Below are 23,329 nucleotides of genomic sequence, written 5' to 3'. Positions count from 1 at the left end.
CCGCCTAAATATTAAAATATTTCTCGATGCTGATGTATCGCTCCCCGGTGTCGGGAAGGATCGTCACGACCGTCTTGCCTCGGCCAAGTTCCCGTGCAATCTGCTGTGCGGCCAGCGCGTTGGCGCCGGAGGAGATCCCGACGAGAAGTCCCTCTTGGCGCGCGAGCAGCTTGGCGGTTTTGTAGGCGTCGTCATCGCTGACGGTGATGACCCGGTCGATGATTTTCCGATTGAGAACATTCGGAACGAAACCGGCGCCGATCCCCTGGATTTTATGCGGACCCGGCTCCCCGCCGGAGAGGACCGGCGAGGCGGACGGCTCGACCGCCACAATCATCGTCTTCGGATTCTTCGCCTTGAGCACTTCGCCAACCCCGGTAATCGTCCCGCCCGTCCCGACCCCGACGACAAAGGCATCGACCTTTCCGTCCAGCGCTTCCAGGATCTCCGGCCCGGTCGTCTTCCGGTGGACCTCAGGATTCGCAGGGTTCGAGAACTGATTCGGCATGAAGTAATTTGGGTTTTGCTCGATAATGCTCTCCGCCTCTTTGATGGCGCCGCGCATCCCCTCCCAGGCGGGGGTGAGGACAAGTTGGGCGCCGTAGGAAGAGAGCAGGCTGGCCCGCTCCATGCTCATCGATTCGGGCATGACGAGAATCAACTTGTATCCGCGGACCGCGGCGACCAGGGCGAGACCGATTCCGGTGTTGCCGCTGGTCGGCTCTACCATCGTTCCCCCCGGCCGGAGCTTCCCGGACTGCTCGGCCGCCTCGATCATGCTGAGGCAGATTCTGTCTTTCACGCTTCCACCGGGATTGAAGAATTCGACCTTTGCAAAGAGGCGGGCGCTTTCATCGTCGGCGAACCGGTTCAATTGAACCATCGGGGTTCGCCCAATTAATTCGGTGACATTCGGATGTGATTTCATGAGATTCCTAACTGGAATGGTTTAAAGCAATTTTGTCTCGGATCCGCCCCCCATGAAAAAGAGGAATTCGATCTCATCTCCCTCGCGGATGCGGGTTTGATCCAGGCTGGATCGATCGACCATTTTGGCGTTCAATTCAACGGTGACCATTCGGGGCTCGATATTCTTTGCCTTGAGCAGATCTGAAAGCGTTGTCTCTTGAACTTCTTCTTGTTTTCCATTGATTTTAACGCGCATCATGCCGCTTTCTTGACAGCCATTTTAAATCAGTGTTATATAGTAGCCAACTTATTGAGGAATATGGAAACTTATCAAATAAGCATCTCGAATGTCAAGGCATTTTAGCCGCTTTTAGATGACGATGAAGCTGCATGGGAGGAGCTTCATTTTATTTTCAATCGTGCCGCGATAAGAAAAATATTTGACGATTAGAGGAAATGACTAAGAATATCTCGGAGAGTAAGGATCGATGTGAGAATGTCGAGAATATTTTTTGGAGGACGGTTCTAACGCATACTTCAATTTGGGGTTCTACCTATAGGGGGAGCTGATCGGTCAACGCCCAACAGCTGGTCCCTCATCCACCGCCTGAAAACGCCCGATCGTCTCAGAACGCTCAGAAAAAACACTTCCGAATCAAATATTTCGATAACATTCTGGTCGCTTTCTGTCAGCGCCTCCCTCCTCATGTCTACCCGGTATAACCTTTTGGGACATCGGCCCTTTTTCTCTTGACAAAGTGGAAAGCTGGGGTATAATTCCCCCCAAAGTGGGATGAAGTGGGGTTTCGCTGAGGGGGTAGCGTGTTCCTGGGGAAATACCAGCATACGATTGACGCGAAAGGGCGATTGAGTATCCCGGTAAAGTTTAGGGAGTTTTTGAACGCCTACTCCAACGGCACCGTCATCATCACCACCGATCTCGATCGGTGCCTGGCGGCATATCCGCTTCAAGAGTGGAACGTAATGACCGAGAAGGCGAAAAAGCTGCCGACCATGGACAAAGGGGTCAAGAATTTTTTAAGATTTTTTTATTCCCGCGCGACCGAATGTCCGCTCGACAAACAAGGGCGGATCCTTCTTTCTCCGCCGCTCCGGGAATATGCGCAGGTCAACGGCGACGTCCTTGTCGTCGGAATTGAAAATCGATTCGAGATTTGGAGCCCGCAAAAATGGCAGGAGAATGAGGCGCTCGTGACCGAAAACAGCGAGCGAATTCAGGAGGCGTTGGCCAGCTTGGGGATGTGAGCGGGCGAGCCGACATCCACGATTCTCCTGAAAATCAGTTTTGAAATCGCTTTCCACTCCGTGTAAAGATTTCGATAGAATTTGTGATCCGAGCGCCATCGAGAAGTAAAAACCCTTCAAGGCGATTCAACAAGTGCTCGCAGCAATGGTCGAACCGAGTTTCTCGGAAAGAGAAGATGAAGGGGGGCGGATCCACCAGCCTGTTCTCGTCGAAGAGGTTCTCATCGCCTTGGACTGCAAACCAAACGGAAGAAAACGCTATCTCGATTGCACCGTTGGATTGGGAGGTCATACGGAGGCGATCCTTGCCGCGACAAATCCCGAAGGACGGGTCGTCGGACTCGATCGGGATGAGGAGGCGCTTGCCTTGGCGGAAAAACGGCTTCATCCTTACCGCGATCGGATCATTCTTCGTAAAGGTTCTTTCAATGAACTCTCGAGCATTGCGGCGGAACTCAATCTGAAGGAGGTCGATGGTCTTCTTTTCGACCTCGGGATCTCTTCTCTCCAATTGGATCGGCCGGAGCGAGGATTCTCATTTCAGAAACCGGGTCCCCTCGATATGCGGATGAGCCAAACGGAAAAAGAAACGGCGGCCGATTGGGTCAATCGCGCCACCGAACACGAACTGGTCGAGATTATCCGGACGTATGGAGAGGAGCGATGGGCCAAGCGGATCGCCTCCTCGATCATCCGTTTTCGATCGGAGAGCGGACCGATCACCCGAACGGAAGAGCTGGAGGGGGCGATTTGGCGGGCGTATCCTGCAAAAGAGCGCCACGGCCGAATCCACCCGGCGACGAGGACCTTTCAGGCGTTCCGGATGGTCGTCAATCAAGAGATGGCGCAACTGGAAGCCGGCTTGGAAACGGCCGTCTCTCTGCTGGCGGTAGGAGGGCGGCTGGTCGTCATTTCATTCCATTCCCTGGAGGATCGGCTCGTCAAGCAGACGTTCAAGAAATGGGCGATGCAGGAGCCGCGCCGTTTCGTGAATCTTTACAAGAAGCCGATCCAGGCGGGACCAGAGGAGATTGCGCGGAATCCGAGGGCGCGAAGCGCCAAACTCCGCGCCCTTGAGAGGGCCGCATGAACGAGTGGTTTCGCCAATTGGAGTCACGGATTGCCTTCTTCATTCTGGGAGGGGCGATTCTCTTTTTTGTTTTTCTCTCCCTCTGGCAGCGCAACCAGATGATCCATCTTGGCTATGAGATCGAGCAGCTCCACCAGCAGAAGGCGGAGTTGCGCCGTATTCATCAAACCCTCTTGGTCGAGGCGGAGAGCTTAAGTGCGATCGAACGGGTTGAGCAAATTGCCGCGCGTCAGTTGAAAATGTCTCCGATCCTTCCTGAACAGCGCGTCTATATCCGGCAAGCAAAAGACGGAAGGGAAGCCCCGGAAGGGAAGGGAGGAAGAGCGCAATGATTTTCAAACGCTCCACCCCCGGGGAGAGGCTTGTGCCCGGTTCCTCCAGAAATAAACGTGGGGGAATGGCTGCATTGTTTCTGGTCTCTTCTCTTTTGACGGTCGGATTCCTTCTCGTTTCGGTTCGCCTCGTCGTGTTGCAGGTGTTCCAGCACGACGAATGGTCGAAGAGGGCCGAACGCGAGCACGAGAAGCATGTTTCGATCGAGGCGGAGCGGGGGGCCATTTACGATCGAAGCGGGACTGTCCTTGCCATGAATGTCGAGGTTCCGTCGGTTTATGCCGTTCCGGGAGAGATCCGGAATTCCGCGGCGGTTTCCCGAAAGCTGGGGCCGATTTTAAAGATCGACCCGAAAAACCTGGCGAAAAAATTGGACGATGGAAAGAGCTTCGTTTGGCTGGCCCGGAAAATCGATCCGGCGAAGGCGGAGGAGATCCGGCGTCTTCAATTGGACGGAATCGGATTCGTCATGGAGAGCCAGCGCTTTTATCCGAAGCGGGCCCTCTTCGGCCATCTCTTGGGATTCGCCGGTCTCGACAACCGCGGCCTGGAGGGGATCGAGCTGAAATATGACACCACCCTTCGGGGAGAAAAGGGATGGCTGGTCTTGGAGAGAGATGCCCACGGAAAATCGATCTTCCCGAAAGATCTGAATTATATCGCCCCCTCTCGCGGCAAAGATCTCTACCTTACGGTTGATGAAGTGATTCAGCATATCAGCGAGCGGGAACTCGACCGGGTGGTCGATCAGACGCGCGCCAAGGGGGGAACGATCATCGTGATGGATCCCTGGAGCGGGGAGATCTTGGCAATGGCGGTCCGGCCGCGCTTCAATCCCAATACGGTCCGAACGCATCAACCCTCCGAGTGGCGCAACCGGGCGATCACCGACGCCTATGAGCCGGGCTCTACCTTTAAAATTGTGACCGCCGCCGCGGCGCTCGAAGAGAAGGTGGTCGATCCGAACGAGATGATCGACTGCGAGGAGGGATCCTATCGAATCTTCGGAACGGTGATGAATGATCACGACCCGGTCGGCGTGGTTCCTTTTCACCAGGTCATCGCGAAGTCGAGCAACATCGGGACGGCGAAGGTGGCGCAGCGTCTCGGCGAGAAACGGATGTCCGACTACATCCGCGCCTTCGGGTTTGGAGAGCGTCTCGGAATCGATCTGCTCGGGGAGATGCCCGGCCTGGTCCGGGACCCGAAGCAGTGGTCAAAGCGCTCTCTCGCTTCGATCTCGATCGGTCAGGAGATCGGCGTCACCCCGCTGCAGGTGATCACCGCGGTCTCTGCCATTGCGAACGGAGGGTGGTTGATGACCCCGCATCTGATCCGGCAGGTCAAGGAGATCGATCTTCAGCGCGTCGGCGGCGAGGGAAGAGTGGTCAGGGAGTCGTCGCCTCAGGTCCGCCGGCGGGCGGTTTCGGAGGGGACGGCCCAGGAGATGGTTCGAATTCTCGAAGGGGTTGTTTCGAAATCAGGAACAGGGCTGCTGGCGGCGATTCCGGGATATTCGGTTGCGGGAAAAACAGGCACGGCGCAAAAGATCGATCCCGCGACGGGCCGCTACTCCCGGCATGCTTTTGTCAGCTCCTTCGTCGGCTTTGCGCCGGCGGAAGATCCGGCCGTGGCGATTCTTGTGATGATCGATGAGCCGGAAGGGGAGGGATGGGGGGGGACGGTCGCCGCGCCGGTTTTTTCCACGATCGGCCGGGAGGTTCTCCACTATCTGAAGGTTCCGCCGCAGCCGTCGCTGAACGAGCAGGTCTTGACCGCTTCACTGAAAGCGCGAAGCGCTCCGAAGGTGCGGGGAACCGCCTCGGCCGTGAAGGTATCCGATGCGGTCGCGTCGAGCGGTCTGGGGACACGTCGCGCGCCGAGGAACGTGTTTGAAGCTGAATGACTGGTTGACCCTTTTTTCGACCGTGGCGGTCTCCGGGAAAACCGATCTGGAGATCGGGTCGATCGCGTCCGATTCAAGGAATGTCGCGCCGGGGGGGCTTTTCGTCGCTGTGGCCGGGTCAAAGCAGGACGGCCGCCGGTTTATTTCGGAAGCGATTGAGCACGGTGCGACCGTCGTTGTCGCGGAGGGGCCGGTGACTACCCCGGCGAGCACCCTTAACGCGACATCTCGGAAGGAAGATCGCCCGATCACTTATATTCAGGTGTCCGATGCCCGGCAAGCGCTCGCTCATCTTTCCTCTTATTTTTATGGGAATCCGACCGATGGTCTTCATCTTATCGGGGTGACCGGCACCAATGGAAAGACGACGACGACTTTCCTGATCCAGGCGCTTTTGAGAACGGCCGGTTTCAACACGGGACTGATCGGAACGGTCCGGTTCGACTTGGGGAATGCCGTCCGGCCGGCAACGCATACCACCCCCGGGCCGATGGAGCTACAGGCGCTTTTTGCGGAGATGAGAGGGGCCGGCGCGACCCATGCGGTCATGGAAGTTTCCTCTCACGCGCTCGACCAAGGACGGGTGGAGGGATGTTGGTTCGACACGGCGATCTTTACGAACCTGACCCAGGACCACCTCGATTACCACGGAACGATCGAGGCCTATTTCGCTGCGAAGCGAAAGCTCTTCGATCAAGCCGGGACGACGCTGGTGAACCTCGATGATCCTTGGGGAAGGAGAATCCGGGAAGAGATCCCGGGCCGGTGTTGGGGCTACGGGATCTCCGAGCGAGGCCAATTCTATCCGAAGTCGATGGAGATCGGTCCGGGGGGAATCAGGATGACGGTGGCAAGCCCGATGGGAGAAATGGAAATCCGATCTCCTCTCGTCGGGCGCTATAACGTCTATAACCTGTTGGCGGCGATCGGGGCGGGGGCGGCGTTGGAATTGTCAAAAGAGTCGATCATCGCCGGTGTGGCGGTGATGGCCGGGGTGCCGGGGCGGTTCGAGAAAATCGACGCCGGCCAGCCGTTTCTGGTCATTGTCGATTATGCGCACACCGAAGATGCGCTCGATCGACTGCTCCAGGCGGTGTCGGACCTGCAGCCCCGCCGGATCATCACTGTTTTCGGCTGCGGCGGCGACCGCGATCGGGGAAAGCGGCCGAAGATGGGGGCGGTTTCGGCCCGCCACAGCGATGTGACGGTGCTGACCTCCGACAATCCGAGGAGCGAGCCGCCGATGGCGATCATTCAAGAAATCGAGGCCGGGCTTCGATCGGCCGACTCCTCTGTGGAGTATCAGGTTATTCCCGATCGGCGCGAGGCGATCGAGCGGGCTGTCCGTCTCGCCGCCGAGGGGGACGCGGTCGTGATCGCCGGAAAGGGCCACGAAGATTATCAGATCATCGGGAGTGAGCGCCTTCGTATTGACGATCGAGAAGTCGCCCGGACCGCGCTGACCGCCAGGGTGGGACGAGAATGAAGGTTCAGGAGCAGGTCGTGTGGAGCGTTGAGGAAATTACGATTGGAAGCGGCGGCGAGCGGCGGGGGAACGCCTCGGTGGAGGTGACCGGCGTCTCAATCGATACCCGCACGCTCCGTCCGGGCGACCTTTTTGTTGCCGTCAAAGGGCCGCGGTTCGACGGACATGACTTTGTGGCGCAGGCGTTGGAGCAGGGGGCCTCGGGCGCCATTGTTTCACGCCCCGAATTTCAGGCTCGGGAAGTGGCTTGGCGGCCGCTTCTCGATCGCCATTTTTTGACCCTGGTAGATGATCCCCTTACGGCGCTTCAGGCGTTGGCGACCTGGCACCGGATGCGATTCGACGTTCCGTTGATCGGGGTGACGGGGAGCAACGGGAAGACGACGACGAAAGAGATGATTGCCGCCATCCTCTCCCGGAGAGGGCCGGTCTTAAAGACGGAAGGGAATCTCAACAATCACCTCGGTCTTCCCCTTTCCCTTCTTCGTCTCGACGCAAGCCATCGGGCGGCGGTCCTGGAGATCGGAATCAGCCTCAAGGGGGAGATGCGGCGCCTCTGCGAGATCGCTCGGCCGACCGTCGGTTTGATTACCAACATCGGCCCGGCCCACCTGGAGTTCCTGGGAAGCATCGAAGGGGTGGCCGAGGAGAAGGGATCGTTGTTCGAAGCGGTTCGTCCCGACGGCACAGCGATCATCAACCTCAACGATCCGCATCTGGCTCCCTGGGAGAATCGGCTCTCTAATAGCCTGGGGAATAAAGCGCCCACCCGGAAATGGACCTTTGCGCTCGATGCGCCGGCCGATGTGACGGCGACCGAGATCCGGCCCGAGGGGGCGGAAATCGGTTTTCTCCTGACGCTTCGCCGGACCGGGGAGGCGGGGAGAATTCATCTGGCGACCTCGGGGCGGCATCAGGTGGCGAACGCGCTCGGCGCGGCCGCGGTCGCCTGCGCGTTGGGGTACCGGCTGGAGGAGATTCGCGAGGGGCTCGCCGCCTTTCGGCCGGTGGCGCTCCGGGCGGAGGTGCTGGAGGTGGAGGGAAAAACGATCCTCCTTGATGCTTATAATGCCAATCCGGCCTCGATGAAGGCGGCCATCGAAATGCTCGCCGCCTTTCCGAGGCGGGTGGGGGGTTCCTCCCGGAAGATTGCGCTGCTTGGCGACATGCTCGAGCTGGGAACCTTTTCAGAGGCGGCCCACCGAGGGATCGGAGAGGCGGCGGCACAAAACGGGATCGATCTGTTGATCGCCGTCGGTCGATGGGCCGGGGCGATGGCGGAGGGGGCGAGTCAGGCGGGAATGGCCGGCGAGAAGATTTCGGCGCATGCCGATCTTCCGTCGCTTCAAAAAGTGTTTTTGTCTTCTGTTCGGAAAGGGGATGTGTTGTTGATTAAAGGATCGCGCGGAATGCGGATGGAAACGGTCCTGGCGTGGCTCGGGGTCGAGCGATCGGATCGGGGAAAGCGGGCGGAGACCCTCCCTCAGGAGAGGGGAAAAGGTTAATGCTCTATCATCTCCTCTATCCGCTCCATACGACCTATTCGTTCTTTAACGTTTTTCGATACATCACTTTCCGGACGATTTATGCCATCGTGACCGCCTTGGTGATTTCGTTTCTGATCGGGGAGGTGGTCACCGAGTTTCTACGCCGGTATCAAATCGGCCAGCAGATCCGGAGCGACGGGCCGAAATCGCACATGAGCAAATCGGGGACCCCGACGATGGGAGGGATCCTGATCCTCATCGCGATGGTCGGTTCGACGCTTCTCTGGGCCGATCTGACGAATCGATATGTTTGGCTGGTGCTGACTGCAACGATGGGGTTCGGCGCCATCGGGTTTATGGATGACTATCTGAAATGTATTCGAAAAAACACCAAGGGGCTCCTTCCCCGCTACAAATTCAGCTTGCAGATCCTGGTCGCGCTGATTATCGCCCTGGGGGTTTATCGCTCCGCCGCCTACTCCCCGATTCTCTCGGTTCCCTTTTTCAAGAATATCACCCCCGATCTGGGGGCGCTCTACATTCCCTTCGCGATCTTGGTGATCGTCGGGGCCTCGAACGCGGTGAACCTGACCGACGGTTTGGACGGGCTGGTGATCGGGCCGATTACGGTGACGGCGGTCGCGTACACGATTGTCGCCTATGTGACCGGCCACAAGACCTTTTCGGAGTATCTTCTGATTCCATACATCGAGGGGGCGGGGGAGCTGTCGGTCTTCTGCGGCGCGATGATCGGGGCGAGCCTCGGCTTTCTCTGGTACAACGCCTATCCGGCGTCAATTTTTATGGGGGACGTCGGCTCGCTCCCCCTCGGCGGCGCGCTGGGGACGGTGGCGGTGATTTCGAAGCACGAGCTGCTGCTTGCGCTGGTCGGCGGCATCTTTGTCATGGAGGCGCTTTCGGTGATCTTCCAGGTCGCGTCATTCAAATCGAGCGGGAAGCGGGTCTTTCTGATGGCGCCGATTCACCATCACTTCGAGCTGAAGGGGTGGAAGGAGCCGAAGATCGTCGTCCGGTTTTGGATCGTCTCGATCATTTTAGCCTTGTTGAGTTTAAGTACCCTCAAGCTGAGGTAGTATCCCCTCTTCGAGCGGCCGCTCTATTTTCTCGGCGATCGGCCTTCGGCGGACGGAACGAGTGATGACGCGTAACGGGGTTGCATTGAAGGAGTCATTTAAAGGAAAGCGGGTCACAGTCGTCGGGATGGGAGCCAGCGGAATGGCCGCCGCCTCTCTTTTGGTCCGCGAGGGGGCCGACGTGCTCGTCGTCGACGATCGTCAAAAAGCGGTCCCGTCTTCTCTCTCCTCTCTCTCCCAGGGAGGCCGGGAGGCCGGCTCTCTCCACTTCCGCCTCGGCGGCCGACGCGAGGAAGATCTCCTCTCCTCCGAGTTGGTTGTTCTGAGCCCCGGGGTTCCATTGAAAACCCTCCCGTTAAAGGAACTCCAGGCGCGCCGCGTCCCGGTCATCGGGGAGATTGAGCTTGCCTCGACCTTCCTTTCGGCCCTCTCGGCGCCGATCATTGCGATCACCGGGACGAACGGAAAGAGCACCACCACCACCCTCGTCGGAGAGATCCTCAAGGGATGGGGGTGGAAGGTTTTCGTCGGCGGGAATCTGGGAACGCCGCTGTCGGAGGCGGTCGCCGGAACGTGGGATTTCATCGTGGCGGAGTTGAGCTCTTTTCAGTTGGAGACGATCCAAACCTTCCGGCCCCGGATCGCCGCCCTGTTGAACGTCACCCCCGATCACCTCGACCGTTATCCCGACTTTCAGTCGTACCAGGCGGCGAAGTGGCGGCTCTTCGAGAATCAATCGGAGGGGGATTATGCGGTCCTCAATCAAGATGATCCGGCCACGATGCCGCCGACGTTGAGCGGTTCGGCGGTCTCTTTCAGCCGGCTGGTGATCCCGAAGCGGGGGGTCTATCTTCATTGGCGGGAGGGGGAGATCGTCTCCAACCTCTGGGGAGAGCCCGATCCGGTGATTCGGGTGGAGTCCCTGAAGATCAAAGGGTCTCACAATATCGAGAACGCCATGGCCGCCATTGCCGTCACCCTTCTCTGCGGTTGCTCCCCCGAGGGGATTCGACAGGCGCTGATGAATTTTAAGGGACTTCCGCATCGAATGGAACTGGTCCGGGAGGTGCGCGGGGTCAAATACATCAATGATTCGAAGGGGACGAACGTCGGGGCGGTGATCAAATCGATCGAGGGATTGACCGTTCCGGTGATCCTGATCGCCGGGGGGAAGGACAAGGAGAGCGACTTCACCCCGATGCGGGAGTTGATGTTAAAGAAGGTGAAGCGGCTGATCTTGCTGGGAGAGGCGCAGGAGAAGATCGCCCGCTGTTTTTCGGATCATCCCGCGGTGGAACGGGCCGGGTCGATGGAGCAGGCGGTCGAGCGGGCCGCCGCCTCCGCGGCGGCGGGCGAAATCGTCCTTCTCTCCCCCGGCTGCGCGAGTTTTGACATGTTCCGGGACTATCGGCATCGGGGCGAGGTCTTCAGGCAAGCGGTGGAGGGACTGCCGTCGTGAGTGCAAGAAAAAGAGCGGACATAGAAAGTCATTCTCTTTTCGCCTCTATTCCGCAATCTGAAAGGAATCTGAAAGCCGTGCGGAGGCGCCGCACCCCCGGCGACCGCCTTCTGCTGATGATTGCCCTTTTCTTAGGCGTTGTTGGGTTGGTGATGATCTACAGCGCCAGCGGTATTCTGGCGGGGAAAAACTATCAAGACTCCGCCTTTTTCCTGAAGAGACAATTCCTTTGGATGGGGATTGCCTTTTTTTCTTTCTTAATCGTTTCACGCATCCCGCTCGATCATCTACGGGATTGGGTCGCTCCGATGACCATTGTTGTTTTCGCCTTGCTGATTGCGGTGCTTCTCCCCGGGATCGGGTCTGAAGTCAACGGCTCCCGCAGATGGATCCGGCTGGGGCCGGCCGCTTTTCAGCCTTCCGAGGCGGCCAAGCTCTTCACCGTCATTTATCTGAGTCACTATGTGGTCAAGAAGGGGGATCGGATTCGCGATTTCTTAGAGGGGCTGGCGCCGGCGCTGGTCGTCATCGGTCTACAGGTTGCCTTGATTTTGGTGGAGCCCGATCTCGGAATGACCGTGACGATCCTCGCTCTCGCGACGCTCCTCCTCTTTCTAGGCGGGGTGTCGTTCAAACACCTGGCGTCGCTGGGGCTGCTGATGATTCCACTGGTCCTCTACTGGATTTTCAAGACCCCTTATCGGCGGGAGCGGGTGATGTCGTATCTGAATCCCTGGAGCGATCCGTCGGCGAGCGGCTTCCAGATGATCCAATCGTACCTCGCGTTGGGAAGCGGCGGGATCTTCGGGAACGGATTGGGGGAGGGGCGGCAGAAGCTCTTCTTTCTTCCCGAACCGCACACCGATTTTATCTTCGCCCTGATCGGGGAGGAGCTGGGGTTGATCGGAACCCTCTCGCTTCTCCTTCTCTATGTCTTTCTTTTGTGGAAAGGAACCCGGATCGCCTGGTCGGTCGAAGATCCCTTCCACCGGATGCTGGCGATGGGAACAACCCTGATGATGACCCTGCCGGCGCTGATGAACATGGGGGTGGTGACCGGGCTTCTCCCGACCAAGGGATTGGCCCTTCCCTTCGTGAGTTATGGCGGTTCTTCTCTTTTAATGAACTGGGTGGCGATGGGGCTCCTCTACAATGTTTCGCGGAGCGCCGCCCCTTATCGGGCGAGGACCGGCGCGAGAGGACTTGCAGCGGAAGGGGGACGGGCATGAGGGTGGTGATTGCGGGGGGAGGAACCGGCGGCCATCTCTACCCGGGGATCGCCCTGGCGCAGACCTTTCAGAAGATTGAGTCGAACGCCAAGGTTCTCTTTGTCGGAACCGCGCAGGGGATGGAAGCGAAGCTCCTTCCCGAGAAAGGATTCTTATTTGCCGCGATTTCGGCGAAGGGATTCGTCGGAAAAGGGATTACCGGCCGGCTCAAATCCCTTTTCCTTGTACCGGTGGGGTTAATCCAGTCGATTTCGATTCTGAGGGATTTCTCTCCGCAATTGGTCATCGGGATCGGCGGGTATGCCGCGGGGCCGGTCTTGCTGGCGGCGGTCTTGCTGAAGATCAAACGGGTCATCTTAGAGCCGAACTTGGTGCCGGGGTTGGCCAATAAGCTGGTTGCCCCCTGGGTCGATCTGGCGGTGATCGCCTTTGAGGAGACGCGCGCCTATCTTCGGACAAACCGCTTTCTGCGCGCCGGTGTTCCGGTCCGGCCGGAGATCGTTCAATCAAAATCGACCACCCGGTCCGACAAGAAGACCCTCCTGATCCTGGGGGGGAGCCAGGGGGCGCAATCGATCAACCGGGCGATGGTCGCGGCCCTTCCTCATTTGGGGCAAGAAAAAGGATCGTTTCAGATCATCCATCAGACCGGCAAACGTGATTGGGAAGAGGTTAAGGAAGCTTACGAGCGCTCCGGACTCTCGGCCCGCGTCGAGCCGTTCATCCACGACATGGCCGCCGTCTACTCAGAAGCCGATCTGGTCGTCAGCCGCGCGGGGGCGGGAACCCTCTCGGAATTGGGAGCGGTCGGGAAGCCGTCGCTTTTGGTCCCTTATCCGCTCGCCACCGGCCATCAGGAGAAGAATGCGGCGGCCTTTGTGTCGGCGGGGGCGGCTGAGATGATATTGGATCGGGATCTCGACGGGCGAAGGCTGGCCGAGCGGATTGTCTTTCTTCTCTCCGATCCCAAGCGGCTTTCCGAGATGGCCGGGGCGGCCCGGCGTCAGGGACATCCGCATTCGGCGGAGGAAATTGTGGAAGCCTGTTATCAGCTGGTGGGGGCCGAGGGCTCGGGATCGAAACATGTTTCGTAAGGTTCAACATATTCACTTTGTCGGGATCGGCGGGGTCGGGATGAGCGGGATCGCGGAGATTCTCCTCAACATGGGTTTCCAGGTCAGCGGATCGGACAGGGCGGCGTCGGAGCAGACCCGCCGGCTGGCGTCGATGGGGGGGACCATTTATGTGGGCCACGACTCCCGCCACATCGAAGGGGCGGAGGTCCTCGTCTACTCTTCGGCGGTCCGGCCCGACAATGTCGAAATCGTCGCGGCGAAGCAGCAGAAAGTTCCTGTGATCCCCCGGGCCGAGATGCTGGCGGAGTTGATGCGGCTTCGATACGGAATCGCCGTCGCCGGCGCGCATGGAAAGACAACCACAACGACGATGGTCGCAACCGTCCTGGCCGAAGGGGGGCTCGATCCGACGGCGGTGATCGGGGGAAAGGTGAACAGCTTCGGCGGCCATGCGAAGAAGGGGGAGGGAGACTTTCTGGTGGCCGAGGCCGATGAGAGCGACGGCTCGTTTTTGAAGCTCTCGCCGACGGTGGCGGTGGTGACGACGATCGACCGGGAGCATCTCGACTACTACCGGACGTTCGAGGCGATCCAGGCGACGTTCCTCAGCTTCATCAACAAGATTCCGTTTTATGGACTGGCGATCCTTTGCGGCGACGATCGGGCGATCGCTGAACTGATCCCGCGGGTGGAGAAGCGTTATCTGACCTACGGCACGGCGACCCATCTTGATCTGGTCGCGGAAGAGATGGCCTTCCAGCCCTGGAAGACGACCTTCCATGCGCGATTTCACGGCGAAGCGCTCGGGCGCTTCACGCTGCCGGTGCCGGGCCGGCACAATGTGCTGAATGCCCTGGCCGCGATCGCCGTCGGATTGGAGCTGGAGATTCCGGTCGAATCGATCCGAAAGGGATTGGAAGGATACCGGGGGGTCGAGCGGCGCTTTCAACTGCAAGGGGAGAAAAACGGAGTCTGGGTCATCGACGATTACGGGCACCACCCGACCGAGATCCGGGCGACCCTGGCGGCGGCGAAGCGGGGGTGGGGATGTGAGCTGGTCGTCCTCTTCCAACCGCACCGGTATACACGAACCCGCGATCTTCTGGATGATTTAGCGGGATCGTTCACCGACGCCGATCACCTGATTCTCACCGACATCTATGCCGCCGGCGAGCCGCCGATTCCGGGGATCGACGGGGAGCGGCTCTGCCAGGCGGTCGCGGCGAGCGGTCATCCCGATGTGATGTTTCTCCGCGACCGCGCCGAGATGCTCGCCGCGGTCGAAAAGAAGGCAAAGCCCGGGATGATGGTGATCACCCTCGGCGCCGGCGATATTTGGAAGCTGGGGAAAGCGTTTCTCTCCGGGTCGGAGGGAGTGAAGTAGGATGAGAGTAATGCAAATGGAGCCGGAGAAAAAAGAGGGCCTTCCGCTGAAAGAGGCCTTGAAAGATTATCCGGGGGAGGTCCGCTTCGACGAGCCGGTCGCGCCGTACAGCTCGCTCAAGGTCGGCGGGCCGGCCGAGGCGATGGTCTTCCCGAGATCTTCGGCGGAGGTGGTTCTCCTGATGGAGCGGATCGGCCGGTATCGGCTCCCCTATTTTGTCCTGGGAGGGGGGAGCAACCTGATTGTGCGCGACGGCGGAATTCCGGGGGTGGTCGTTCACCTGAAACATTTAAGCCGGATCGCCTTCCAGGAGCCCGATACCCTTCTTGCCGATGCGGGGGTCTCTTATCCGAAGCTCTCCACCGAAGCGATGGCGAAGGGTCTTTCCGGATTGGAGTTCGCCGCCGGGATTCCGGGGACCGTCGGCGGGGCGATCGCGATGAACGCCGGCATTCCGGGAGAAGAGACGGCATCGGTCTTGAGCTCCGTCACTCTCGTCGATGAAGAGGCAAGAGTGAAAACCCTTCCGAAAGAAGCGATCCAATTCGGTTATCGGACCGCGGCGCTTCCCAAGGGAATCGTGACCTCCGCCTCCTTTCGGCTGACATTGGCCGCCCCCGCGGAGGTCGAACAGAAGTTGAAGCGGCTGCTGAAACGGCGGCGGGAAACCCAGCCCCTCTCCTTTCCGAATGTCGGTTCGGTTTTTACGAATCCGCCGGGGGATTATGCCGGCCGGCTGGTCGAATCGGTCGGGCTCAAGGGGTTCCGGATCGGCGATGCGCAAATCTCCGAGCGGCACGGCAACTTCATCATCAATCTCGGAAACGCCAAAGCCGGCGAGGTGCTGGCCCTCGTCGCAGAGATGCAGACGCGGGTGAAGGAGCGGCACGGGATCGATCTGGAATTGGAAGCCAAGGTGGTTGGAAGGGACATGTAGGGCCGGCGCATTCACCCCAAAAAGCAGGCTTTTTGGGGACCCCGGCGCATGCGTCGCCCGTACATCGAGATTATTATGCCTTTAGATCAGTTTCTCGGAAAGCGGATCGGAGTGTTGATGGGAGGGATGTCGGCGGAGCGGGAGGTGTCGCTGAAGAGCGGGCGGGCGATCGCCGCTTCGCTCGACCGGCTCGGCTACACCGCCGTCCCGATCGATGTCGATTCCGAGGTGGCGCAGGCCCTTCGGGCCGAGCGAATCGAGATCGCCTTCAACGCGCTGCACGGCCGGTATGGGGAAGACGGCGCGATTCAGGGGACGCTGGAGGTGATGCGGATTCCTTACACCGGCTCCGGCATCCTGGCGAGCGCCCTCGGAATGGATAAGATCGCCTCGCACGATCTCTTCCAATCGCATGGGATTCCGGTTCCGCCGTTTCAGGTTTTGACGGAGGAAGCGCTCTCCGGGTTCCGCGCAGACGGCCTCTCGTTCGGGTTTCCCCTTGTGGTGAAGCCGGCGATGGAAGGCTCCAGCGTCGGGGTCACGATCGTCTCGGGGCCGGGAGAGATCGATTCCGCGCTGAAAGAGGCTTTTCAATATGGTCCCCGGATTTTGATCGAGAAGTATATCTCAGGGATGGAGGTCCAGGTCGGGATTTTGGGAAGCAAGGCGCTCGGGGCGATCGAGATCCGGCCGAAGACAAAATTTTATGACTATACCGCCAAGTATGTTCCCGGCATGTCGGAGCATTTCTTCCCGGCGCCGCTCCCGGCCGATGTTTATCAAAAGGTCCTCGACTGGGGGCTGAGAGCGCATCACGTATTAGGGTGCACCGGCTACAGCCGGGTCGACCTTCTGGTCGATCGGCAGAATCACCCCTCTGTTCTGGAGGTCAACACACTTCCGGGGATGACCGAAACGAGCCTCCTCCCGGAGATCGCCCGGGGGGTCGGGATCGATTTCGACGCGCTGGTCGAATGCATTTTAGAGACGGCAGGATTAGACAAATAAAATTTCAGTCGGACGGGTCGGACACCAAATGAAGGCACTTGCGATCCAGAGGAATAAAAGAAGAAGAGGCCGGCTCTCTTGGGCGCGACTGATCACCTGGCTCCGGCCGACGCTCTGGGCCGTTCTCCTCGGTGGAAGTCTCTTCGCGCTTTATCTCGGCGGACAGCGATTGACGGCCTCCCCTGCATTCCAAGTTCGGGAGATCCGGTGGACCGGCCTTCATCATCTAAAAGAGCCGGAGATGACGGCGCGTTTTCGGTCGATTGTGGGACGGAGTCTCTTTCGCGTCGACATCGCCCAGATCCAACGGGAGATCCAGGCGAATCCATGGATCAAGGAGGCGGTCGTCCGGAAGGAATTTCCCGATCGGCTGCGCATTCAGGTGATCGAACGGGTTCCGGCGGCGGTCGAGATCGACTCGGCCCGCCGGCCGCTCCTCCGGGATGAGGAGGGAAAGATTTTACAGCAGAACGGAGAGCCCCCCGAAGAGTTGCCCCGGATCATTCATTACAATCCGGCTGCTTATGCGCAAGGGCTCCAATTGGCCTCGCTCATATCGGACACGCTGGAGAAGGAGGGGGCCGAACCCTCTCTTTTCGTGATCGATTTGGCCGATCCGGAGAACCTGATGGTTCATTTCCCGGAAGGTGTTCTCCATTTCGGCAAGGAAGAGTATCCCGAGCGGTGGCGGCGGTTTCTTGAAATTAGAGAAGATCTCGAACGGCGGGGAATTTCCGATCGGGAGATCGATCTCCGATACCGGCGAAAGGTGATTGTGAAGGATGGTTTCATCCCCGATGAGGGGGAGCGCGGATTGTGGCCCGGCGAGAAAGAGGCCGGGCGAGAGTCTCAGTTCTAAATCGGCAATACAGCGCCGCTTCTTCGGGCGGGGCTGAACGAGAGGGTCGGACGACCTTCTCAAGGAGGATCTCTTGGCGAAGCGTGAAAATATTTTAGTCGGCCTCGATGTCGGAACGACGAAGATCTGCGCGATTGTGGGCGAAGTCGTCGATGAGAAGCGGATCGATATCATCGGCATCGGGACCCACCCCTCGAAGGGGCTCAAGAAGGGGATGGTGGTGAATATCGAGAGCACCGTCGATTCGATCAAGCGGGCGGTCGAAGAGGCCGAACTGATGGCGGGGGTGGAGGTCAATTCGGTCTACACCGGCATCGCCGGGGGGCATATCAAAGGGCTCAACAGCCGCGGGGTGATCGCCGTGAAGGATCACGAGGTGACCCGGGCCGATATCGCCAGGGTGGTCGATGCCGCGAAGGCGGTCGCCATCCCGATGGACCGGGAGATCCTGCATGTTCTCCCGCAAGAGTTTATCGTCGACAGCCAGGATGGGATCAAAGATCCCCTCGGCATGTCGGGGGTCCGCCTGGAGGCGGAGGTCCACATTATCACCGGCCTGGTGACGTCGGCCCAGAACATCGTCAAGAGCATCAACCGGGCGGGGCTGCAGATGGCGGAGATGATCCTTCAGCCGCTCGCGTCGAGTGAGGCGGTGCTCACCCCGGAGGAGAGAGAGCTCGGCGTCGTCATGGTCGACATCGGCGGCGGGACGACCGATATTGCGACCTACATCGAAGGGAGTGTCCGCCATACCGCGGTCTTGGCGGTCGGGGGGACCCACTTTACCAACGACATCGCCATTGGGCTTCGGACCCCTCCCGCCGATGCGGAGAAGATCAAGGTCAAATATGGCTGCGCTTCCACGGAGATGGTGAAGGACAATGAGACGATCGAGGTTCCGAGCGTCGGCGGGCGTCCGCCGCGGGTTCTCTCACGCCAGCTTCTCTCCGAGATTATCGAGCCGCGGGCCGAGGAGATTTTCATGCTGGTCGCGCGCGAAATCGAACGAATGGGTTTTGAAGAGCGGGTCGCCTCCGGGGTGGTGATTACCGGGGGGACCTCTTGTTTAAACGGGATGGTCGAGGTGGCCGAGCGGGTGCTCGGTCTTCCGGTCCGGCGGGGGGTGCCTGCCGGCATGGGGGGGCTGATCGACGTCGTCGGAAGCCCGATGTATGCCACCGGTGCGGGGCTCATCCTCTACGCGTTTCGGAATCAAGAGAAAGAAGATCATCGAAGAAATGGAAAAGGGCAGTTGTTCCAGCGGATCAAGAGCCAAATGAAGAGCTGGGTGAAGGAATTTTTTTAAACCAGGATCGGCGCCCCGTGAGGTGCCTAAAAAGAGGGAGGTCTGAATGTTTCTCTTTGATGAGGAGGAACAAGAGTCAACATCGGCGAAAATTAAGGTCGTCGGTGTCGGAGGAGGCGGTTGTAATGCGATCAACAGCATGATCCAATGCGGTCTCCAGGGGGTCGATTTCGTTGCGGCGAACACCGATATCCAGGCGCTGTATATGAATCCGGCGCCGAATAAGATCCAGCTCGGCACCAAGCTGACGCGGGGTCTAGGGGCGGGGGCGAAGCCGCAGATCGGACGGGAGTCGGCCTTGGAAGCGGTCGATCAGATCCGGGAGATGCTCGCCGGGGCCGATATGGTCTTTGTCACCGCCGGCATGGGGGGCGGGACAGGAACGGGCGCCGCGCCGATCATTGCCGGCATCGCCAAAGAGATGGGGGCATTGACCGTCGGGGTGGTGACCAAGCCGTTCCAATTCGAAGGGGCCAAGCGCTCCCATCAGGCCGAAGACGGGGTCCATGAAATGAAGCGGGCCTGCCATACGGTCATTATTATCCCCAACCAACGACTCCTGAATGTCGTCGAAAAAGGAACCCCGCTTCGCGCGTCGTTCCTGGTGGTCGACGATATCCTCCGCCAGGCGGTTCAGGGGATCTCCGACCTGATCACGACCCCCGGATTGGTCAATGTCGACTTTGCCGATGTCCGGACGATCATGTCCCACACCGGCCGGGCCGTCATGGGGATGGGGGTTTCCAAAGGGGAGAACCGGGCGATCGAAGCGGCGCAAAAAGCCATTTCCAGCCCCTTGCTGGAGGACAGCTCCATCGAGGGGGCGCGGGGGGTGTTGATCAACATCACCGGCGGACTCGACCTCTCGCTCGGCGAGGTTGATGAAGCCTCGTCCATTATTCAAAAGACGGTCGATCCCGATGCGAACATCATCTTCGGATCGGTGATCTCCGAGTCGTTGACCGACGAGATCAAGGTGACCGTCATCGCGACAGGGTTTGAAGAGAATGAACGTCACGAAGAGCCGGTCGATGGAGAGAGCCGGCCGGCCAAACGGGCGCCCCAGAAGAGCCTCGATCGGACCGGTTACCTGAGAAAGGTGGTTCGTGAAGGGGGCAAAGAGGTCATCCGCATGGAAGGGGATGACGAATGGGATGTGCCGACATTCTTAAGAAAGCAGGCGGATTAGAACCCTTCTACCAATAGGAGGCACGGACGCCATGGAGATCCTGACACAGATGCAGCCGTATCAGTGGGTTCAGAACAGCGGACAAGGGTATATCGTCCTTCCCCGGCTCAGCGCGCCGGGGGTTTTCCATTTCTTCGGGACCCGTCTTCTCTCCGAAAGCGCGCTCTACGAGGCCGGCTCAGGGAGGCTGGGGAAAGCAATCCGTGTGCGCCAGGTTCATGGGGATCGGATCTGGCCGGTCTCCGAATCGGACGCGGGAAGGGGGGAAGGCCCGGAACCGCGGTTGATCGGTGACGCATTGGCAACCGATCGTTCGCATTTGTTGATCACCGTGTCGACGGCCGATTGTGTGCCGGTCCTCCTCTTCGATCCGGTCCAGAGGGCGGTCTCTGCGATTCACGCCGGGTGGCGGGGGACCTCCTTGAACATTTCGGGGAAAGCGGTTCGTGAGATGGCATCACGGTACGGTTCGGAACCGAGCGCGCTTCTCGCCGGCATCGGCCCCTGCATCGGCCCTTGCTGCTATGAGGTAGGGGAAGATGTCTGGGGGGAGATCGAGGCGAAGTATTCTCCCGGTCCGGAAGTGGTGATCCATGAAAGGGAGGGAAAGGCGAAGCTGGATCTGGCCCGATTAAATGCGCTGCAACTCGCCGAGGCGGGTCTCAATCCGGACAAGATCGCCTTTTCCGGCCTCTGTACCTCTTGTCTTCCCGGTCTGTTCTATTCTTTTCGTCGGGATAAAAAGAGGGTGGGGAACATGACCAGCGGGATTATGCTGATTGATGGGACCTAATCGAGAGGGAAGCCAATTTCATGGGGGAGATTGCCCGGGCTGTCGAGCGGATCGCGGCGAGGATTCAGGAAGCGGCACGCCGTTGTGGCCGAAATCCGGCGGAGATCACGCTGGTTGCGGCATCGAAGGGGGTTGGGCTCGATCGGGTCCGGGAGGGGGCGGAGGCGGGAATACAGATCTTCGGCGAGAACCGGGTTCAGGAGGCCCGCGCCAAGTTTCTGGAGAGTCGATTTCTTGAAGAGAACAAAACGGCTGCGGTCCATCTGATCGGTCCGCTTCAGACGAATAAAGTTAAACAGGCGGTCGGCTTTTTTTCTCTGATCCACTCCATCGACTCGGTTCGTCTGGCCGAAAAGGTGGCACAGGAGGCGGAGAAGCAGCAGATCACCCAACCGGTATTGATCGAGGTGAACGTTGGGGAAGAGACGACCAAACGGGGGATTTCGATCAAAGAAGCGCCGGCGCTGATCGCGCAGGTTCGAAAGCTTGCCCCGCTCTCTTTGGAGGGGCTGATGACCCTTCCCCCCCCGACCCCGGAGCCGGAGGGGGCGCGTCCCTATTTTTCGAGGCTGCGCAAACTGGGACAGGATCTGGGGTTGAATCGCTTCTCGATGGGGATGTCAGCCGATTTCGAAGTGGCCGTTGAAGAAGGGGCGACCTGGGTGCGTATTGGAACGGCGATTTTTGGGGAAAGAAAAAAAGAACAAAAATAATAAGATCTATTAGGACGGATAGGACGGATATTCTGTGAAAAAACAGACTGCGAAACTGCCGACCCGCCTCTCTTTTCTTGGATCGGGGAACATGGCGGAGGCGATCATGAAGGGGGTGCTCGCCGCCGGGCTCTTCAAGGCGGGCGATCTTCTTGCCTCTGATACCTCCGAGGCAAGGCTGAAGTCCATTCATCAAAAATACGGCATTCGAACCACCCGGAATAATCGGGAAGCGGTCCGCGAAGGAGATCTGGTGATCCTCGGGGTGAAACCGCTGGGGGTCGACGGGGTCTTGGCCGAAATTAAATCGGAGCTGAAAGAGAAGGTCCTCGTCTCGGTCGCCGCCGGCGTTCCCCTGGCCCGATTGGCCGCCGGCCTGGAGCGGGAGGCGAAGATCATCCGCGCCATGCCGAATGCGCCGGCGCTGGTCCAGGCGGGGGCGACGGCGCTGGCGCCGGGAAAAGGGGTGGAGCAAGAAACCCTCGATCTGGTCCTCCAGATTTTTGATTCGATCGGAAAAAGCTGGATCCTGGAAGAGCGCTACCTCGATGCGGTGACCGGCCTCTCCGGAAGCGGGCCGGCCTTTGTTTTTGTGATGATCGAGGCGATGGCCGACGGCGGGGTAAAGAGCGGGCTGAGCCGCGAAGTGGCCCTCGCCCTGGCGGTGCAGACGGTTCTCGGAGCTGCGCAGATGGCGCTCCAGACCGGGGATCATCCGGCACGCCTTAAAGACTTTGTCGCCTCTCCGGGGGGGACGACGATCGCCGGGCTCCATAAACTTGAAGAAGGAAAGGTCCGGTCGGCGTTTATTTCTGCCGTGGAGGCGGCGACGCGGCGGTCCGAAGAGCTGGGAAAGGCAAAATAAAGAATTTGCGTCTCTTGGTAAGAGCAACAAAAAAGGGGACCTCATTCTCACATTGAAAGTGGTATAGTATTTTTTATTGCGAGCCATCGAAAAAAGCGGGTTGCTCCGATTGGAATCGATGAGGAGAGATCATGTTCATTGCGGCAAACTTCGTCTCGGCGCTTGCGACGATTCTCAATTACGTCCTGGAAATCTATACATGGGTCATTATCATTCGCGCGTTGATCTCCTGGGTGAACCCGGATCCCTATAACCCGGTCGTCCAGTTTCTCTATAAGGTGACGGAGCCGGTCCTCTATCCGCTCCGGAAACTGATGCGGACCTACAGCACCGGAATCGACCTCTCCCCGCTGGTGGCGATCTTGATTATTATGTTTTTAAAACAGTTCCTGGTCAGCTCCCTTTTTGAATTGGCCAACCGACTGCGATAGAGAGGTGAATATGAAATGGACACCGATCGATATCCGCCAAATGACCTTCTCCTCCGGTTTCCGGGGGTACGCTCCGGGCGAGGTCGATGCTTTTCTGGAAAATCTGGCGAGTGAAATCGAAGAGATCCTCAAAGAGAATGCCGACCTCCGGGAGCGGATCGACGATCAGGGACAAACGATCGCCGAGTTGAAGAAAACCGAGGGGGCGCTGACGAACACCCTGCTGATGGCGCAGAAGGCGATCGAGGAGATGAAGCGGACCGCGCAGAAGGAAGGGGATCTCATTATCCGCCAGGCCGAGCTGCGGGCGGAGGAAATCACCCGGTCGGCCATGAAAGAGGTCAGCCAAGTCCAGGGAGAAATCCTGAACCTGAGACGGCAGCGCGATTTTTTTGTTGAGAAGATTCGATCTTTAATGCAGAATCTCGAAAAGACAATGCAATGGGAAGATGAAAAAGCGGATCAGAGGGAAGAAGAGGCCTCTCTTTAACATCTGAGAGACCGACGGT

Annotated in this window: 23 protein-coding genes; 21 read left to right on the top strand and 2 right to left on the bottom strand. The window is 59.0% G+C overall.

All coding sequences use genetic code 11. The annotated features are described in order from the left end of the window. Positions 1-4: 4 nt before the first annotated feature. On the bottom strand, positions 5-928 hold the full coding sequence (gene cysK, locus MCM46_06550) for a cysteine synthase A (GenBank protein MCG3111470.1): 924 nt from the start codon (positions 926-928) through the stop codon (positions 5-7). Positions 929-949: 21 nt separating this feature from the next. Continuing rightward, positions 950-1,168, bottom strand: coding sequence for a sulfur carrier protein ThiS (gene thiS / locus MCM46_06545; GenBank protein ID MCG3111469.1), 219 nt, complete (start codon positions 1,166-1,168; stop codon positions 950-952). A 563-nt stretch (positions 1,169-1,731) separates the two neighbouring features. Between thiS and mraZ the strand changes: the two genes are divergently transcribed. The 21 genes from mraZ (at position 1,732) to MCM46_06440 (ending at position 23,310) form a co-directional block, all read left to right on the top strand. Further along, positions 1,732-2,175: a division/cell wall cluster transcriptional repressor MraZ gene (gene mraZ, locus MCM46_06540; protein MCG3111468.1), complete on the top strand. Its 444-nt coding sequence runs from the start codon at positions 1,732-1,734 to the stop codon at positions 2,173-2,175. 133 nt (positions 2,176-2,308) lie between these two features. Next, positions 2,309-3,265: a 16S rRNA (cytosine(1402)-N(4))-methyltransferase RsmH gene (gene rsmH, locus MCM46_06535; protein MCG3111467.1), complete on the top strand. Its 957-nt coding sequence runs from the start codon at positions 2,309-2,311 to the stop codon at positions 3,263-3,265. Beyond that, complete coding sequence (locus MCM46_06530) at positions 3,262-3,597, top strand: cell division protein FtsL (GenBank protein ID MCG3111466.1); 336 nt, start codon at positions 3,262-3,264, stop codon at positions 3,595-3,597. Before rsmH ends, MCM46_06530 begins: the two co-directional genes overlap by 4 nt. Before the next feature lie 65 nt (positions 3,598-3,662). Next, on the top strand, positions 3,663-5,504 hold the full coding sequence (locus MCM46_06525) for a penicillin-binding protein 2 (protein MCG3111465.1): 1,842 nt from the start codon (positions 3,663-3,665) through the stop codon (positions 5,502-5,504). Continuing rightward, entirely contained in the window at positions 5,491-6,990 is a 1,500-nt protein-coding gene (locus MCM46_06520) for a UDP-N-acetylmuramoyl-L-alanyl-D-glutamate--2,6-diaminopimelate ligase (GenBank protein MCG3111464.1), read from the top strand. The genes MCM46_06525 and MCM46_06520 overlap by 14 nt, the downstream gene beginning before the upstream one ends. Before the next feature lie 17 nt (positions 6,991-7,007). Further along, positions 7,008-8,495, top strand: coding sequence for a UDP-N-acetylmuramoyl-tripeptide--D-alanyl-D-alanine ligase (gene murF / locus MCM46_06515; protein ID MCG3111463.1), 1,488 nt, complete (start codon positions 7,008-7,010; stop codon positions 8,493-8,495). After that, positions 8,495-9,571 (top strand): phospho-N-acetylmuramoyl-pentapeptide-transferase, encoded by a 1,077-nt coding sequence (gene mraY / locus MCM46_06510; GenBank protein ID MCG3111462.1) that lies wholly within the window; start codon positions 8,495-8,497, stop codon positions 9,569-9,571. Before murF ends, mraY begins: the two co-directional genes overlap by 1 nt. Positions 9,572-9,635: 64 nt before the next feature. Continuing rightward, positions 9,636-11,030 carry a UDP-N-acetylmuramoyl-L-alanine--D-glutamate ligase gene (murD, locus tag MCM46_06505; GenBank protein MCG3111461.1) on the top strand — a complete coding sequence of 465 codons (1,395 nt, stop codon included), beginning with the start codon at positions 9,636-9,638 and terminating at the stop codon, positions 11,028-11,030. Positions 11,031-11,107: 77 nt separating this feature from the next. After that, the gene (gene ftsW / locus MCM46_06500; GenBank protein MCG3111460.1) at positions 11,108-12,259 is read left to right on the top strand and encodes a putative lipid II flippase FtsW; all 1,152 of its coding nucleotides are present in this window, start codon (positions 11,108-11,110) and stop codon (positions 12,257-12,259) included. Continuing rightward, complete coding sequence (gene murG, locus MCM46_06495; protein MCG3111459.1) at positions 12,256-13,353, top strand: undecaprenyldiphospho-muramoylpentapeptide beta-N-acetylglucosaminyltransferase; 1,098 nt, start codon at positions 12,256-12,258, stop codon at positions 13,351-13,353. The genes ftsW and murG overlap by 4 nt, the downstream gene beginning before the upstream one ends. After that, positions 13,343-14,719, top strand: a complete 1,377-nt coding sequence (gene murC / locus MCM46_06490) for a UDP-N-acetylmuramate--L-alanine ligase (protein MCG3111458.1) — start codon at positions 13,343-13,345, stop codon at positions 14,717-14,719. Before murG ends, murC begins: the two co-directional genes overlap by 11 nt. 1 nt (position 14,720) lies before the next feature. After that, positions 14,721-15,656 carry a UDP-N-acetylmuramate dehydrogenase gene (murB, locus tag MCM46_06485; GenBank protein MCG3111457.1) on the top strand — a complete coding sequence of 312 codons (936 nt, stop codon included), beginning with the start codon at positions 14,721-14,723 and terminating at the stop codon, positions 15,654-15,656. 75 nt (positions 15,657-15,731) lie between these two features. Continuing rightward, on the top strand, positions 15,732-16,664 hold the full coding sequence (locus MCM46_06480) for a D-alanine--D-alanine ligase (protein ID MCG3111456.1): 933 nt from the start codon (positions 15,732-15,734) through the stop codon (positions 16,662-16,664). 28 nt (positions 16,665-16,692) lie between these two features. Next, positions 16,693-17,523: an FtsQ-type POTRA domain-containing protein gene (locus MCM46_06475; protein ID MCG3111455.1), complete on the top strand. Its 831-nt coding sequence runs from the start codon at positions 16,693-16,695 to the stop codon at positions 17,521-17,523. A 73-nt stretch (positions 17,524-17,596) separates the two neighbouring features. Then, a complete protein-coding gene (gene ftsA / locus MCM46_06470) occupies positions 17,597-18,829 on the top strand; it encodes a cell division protein FtsA (GenBank protein ID MCG3111454.1) in 1,233 nt (410 codons plus the stop codon). 46 nt (positions 18,830-18,875) lie between these two features. After that, entirely contained in the window at positions 18,876-20,018 is a 1,143-nt protein-coding gene (ftsZ, locus tag MCM46_06465; GenBank protein MCG3111453.1) for a cell division protein FtsZ, read from the top strand. A 31-nt stretch (positions 20,019-20,049) separates the two neighbouring features. Next, positions 20,050-20,811, top strand: a complete 762-nt coding sequence (pgeF, locus tag MCM46_06460; protein ID MCG3111452.1) for a peptidoglycan editing factor PgeF — start codon at positions 20,050-20,052, stop codon at positions 20,809-20,811. A 20-nt stretch (positions 20,812-20,831) separates the two neighbouring features. Beyond that, positions 20,832-21,524: a YggS family pyridoxal phosphate-dependent enzyme gene (locus MCM46_06455; GenBank protein MCG3111451.1), complete on the top strand. Its 693-nt coding sequence runs from the start codon at positions 20,832-20,834 to the stop codon at positions 21,522-21,524. 34 nt (positions 21,525-21,558) lie between these two features. Further along, positions 21,559-22,389 (top strand): pyrroline-5-carboxylate reductase, encoded by an 831-nt coding sequence (proC, locus tag MCM46_06450; GenBank protein ID MCG3111450.1) that lies wholly within the window; start codon positions 21,559-21,561, stop codon positions 22,387-22,389. A 131-nt stretch (positions 22,390-22,520) separates the two neighbouring features. Next, positions 22,521-22,820: a YggT family protein gene (locus tag MCM46_06445; GenBank protein ID MCG3111449.1), complete on the top strand. Its 300-nt coding sequence runs from the start codon at positions 22,521-22,523 to the stop codon at positions 22,818-22,820. A gap of 10 nt (positions 22,821-22,830) precedes the next feature. Next, positions 22,831-23,310: a DivIVA domain-containing protein gene (locus MCM46_06440; GenBank protein MCG3111448.1), complete on the top strand. Its 480-nt coding sequence runs from the start codon at positions 22,831-22,833 to the stop codon at positions 23,308-23,310. Positions 23,311-23,329 lie beyond the last annotated feature (19 nt).

The organism is Candidatus Manganitrophus morganii (assembly GCA_021651055.1).
In the GTDB taxonomy this organism is placed as follows: Bacteria; Nitrospirota; Nitrospiria; order SBBL01; family Manganitrophaceae; genus Manganitrophus; species Manganitrophus morganii.
Note: the sequence above shows the minus strand (reverse complement) of the source record. Positions and strands in the feature narration are given on the sequence as shown.